At 63.3% G+C, this 2417-nt stretch carries 1 protein-coding gene and 1 pseudogene; both read right to left on the minus strand.

The window, feature by feature from the left end; all coding sequences use genetic code 11:
• Window positions 1-651 (minus strand): annotated as a pseudogene (kdsA, locus tag JCM25156_RS24525) (3-deoxy-8-phosphooctulonate synthase); the annotation flags it as partial.
• Window positions 651-2282 (minus strand): CTP synthase, encoded by a 1632-nt coding sequence (locus JCM25156_RS13760; protein ID WP_025813534.1) that lies wholly within the window; start codon window positions 2280-2282, stop codon window positions 651-653. The gene JCM25156_RS13760 and the pseudogene kdsA, both read right to left, overlap by 1 nt.
• Window positions 2283-2417: the final 135 nt, after the last annotated feature.

The following is a 2417-nucleotide window of genomic DNA, read 5'->3' on the forward strand; positions in this document are numbered from 1 at the left end:
CGCTGGCCGCCAGATGCCGAACCCAGCCCCCCCCGGCTGCTGCACGGAATGGGTGGCGTCATAGATTACGGGGTAACCCGTTCCCGCCATGATGGGCAGGGCGCGCATGTCATTGACCAGCGTGTTGTAGCCAAATGACGTGCCGCGTTCGCACAGCATGATCCGCTCATTGCCGGTGGAGGCCACCTTGGCGGCGACATTCGTCATGTCCCACGGGGCCAGGAACTGCCCTTTCTTGATGTTGATGGCGGCCCCCGTCTCACCCGCCGCCAGAAGCAGGTCGGTCTGGCGGCACAGGAAGGCCGGGATCTGCAACACGTCCACCGTCTCGGCCACGGCGGCGCACTGGTCGGGCAGGTGCACATCCGTCAGCACGGGAACGCCAAAGCGTTCACGCACCTGGCCCAGAATATCCAACCCCTGCGCCATGCCCACGCCGCGCGCGCCCGTGACGCTGGTGCGGTTGGCTTTGTCGAACGAGCTTTTATAGATCAGCCCGATGCCAAGCCGGGCCGCCATGCCATGCAGTGCATCAGCAACTTCCAGGGCATGGGCGGCGGATTCAATCTGGCATGGCCCCGCGATCAGCACGAACGGGGCAAGATTGCCAACCTGAAGCGGGCCAATGGTAACCGCGCGGTGGGTCGCCATTACTTTTTGGCCGCCTTGGTTACGGCCGCCCCGATAAAGCCGGAGAACAGCGGGTGCGGATCGAACGGCTTGGACAGCAGCTCAGGATGGTACTGCACCGCGATGAACCACGGGTGATCGGGGTATTCCACGACTTCGGGCAGGATGCCGTCCGGTGACATGCCCGAAAAACGCATACCCGTCTTTTCAAGCTGCTCGCGGTAATGGACATTGACCTCGTAACGGTGGCGGTGACGTTCACGGATTTCGGTGCGGCCATAGGCCTCCGCCGCGCGCGACCCTTCCGCCAATCTGGCGGGGTAGGCGCCAAGGCGCATGGTGCCGCCCATTTCACCGCCCTCGCGCCGGCGCAGCAGTTCATTGCCCCGCGCCCATTCAGTCATGAGACCGACCAGCGGCTGTTCCGTCGGCCCGAATTCGGTCGAGGACGCATCGGCGATCCCCGCCAGATTGCGCGCGCATTCGATCACCGCCATCTGCATGCCAAAACAGATACCCATGAACGGGATATTGTTTTCACGCGCGAATTTCACGGCGCGGATCTTGCCTTCCGATCCACGTTCGCCAAACCCGCCGGGCACCAGAATGGCATCGCTATGGGCCAGCGCCTGCACGGCGTCGTCCGATTTCTCGAAACTTTCCGCCTCGACCCAGTTCAGCCGGACGCGGGCGCGGTTGGCGATGCCCCCGTGCTGGAGCGCCTCGATCAGGGATTTGTAGCTGTCGAGCAGGGCGGTGTATTTGCCCACCACCGTCACCAGCACCTCCCGGTCCGGGCGGCGCACGGCGTCCACGATCTTCTCCCAGCGCGAAAGGTCGGGATCGGGCGTGGTAGGCAGGCCGAAATGGCGCAGCACTTCGGTATCCATGCCCTCGCGGTGGTAGGAGATGGGGCAGGCGTAGATTGTGTCCACATCGCGCGCGGCGATCACGGCTTCGGGGCGCACGTTGCAGAAGCTGGCGATCTTGCGGCGTTCGGTCTCGGGAATTTCCCGGTCCGACCGGCAGACGAGCATCTGCGGCTGGATGCCGACATTCTGCAGTTCCTTGACGGAATGCTGCGTGGGCTTGGTCTTCAGCTCTCCCGCCGCCGCGATCCATGGCAGCAGGGTCAGGTGGATGAACATGGTCTGGCCGGGTGCGAGGTCGTTACGCAACTGCCGGATGGATTCAAGGAAGGGGAGGCTTTCGATATCGCCAACCGTGCCGCCGATCTCGACCAGCACGAAATCCACGTCGTCGGTATCCGCGACGATCGTTTCCTTGATCGAATCGGTAATGTGGGGAATGACCTGCACGGTCGCGCCCAGATAATCGCCACGGCGTTCGCGCGCGATCACGCCGGAATAGATCTGGCCCGTGGTGGCGTTATCGGCCCGCGTGGCGTGCACGCCGGTAAAACGCTCGTAATGGCCAAGATCGAGATCCGTTTCCGCGCCGTCGTCAGTTACGAAAACCTCGCCGTGCTGATAGGGGCTCATCGTCCCCGGATCGACATTCAGATAGGGATCAAGCTTGCGCAACCGGACCCGATAACCACGGGCCTGAAGCAGGGCAGCAAGGGCAGCCGAAGCGATGCCTTTGCCGAGGGAGGACACCACGCCGCCGGTGATGAATACAAACCGCGTCATGGATGGCCTTCCTACACTGCTTGCGCCCACGCTGCAAAGGCTACGATGCGGCGTGACGGAAAAAATAAAAAATGCCCCGGCACCAGGTGCGGGGGCATTGACCCTGAACCGGGCCGCGCGGCCAGGTCAGTTGGC

This window comes from Komagataeibacter kakiaceti JCM 25156, from assembly GCF_000613305.1.

Bases quoted from the DNA above. Each gene is read 5' to 3' on its own strand.
- JCM25156_RS13760 (WP_025813534.1), bottom strand. From the start codon at position 2,282: ATGACGCGGTTTGTATTCATCACCGGCGGCGTGGTGTCCTCCCTCGGC.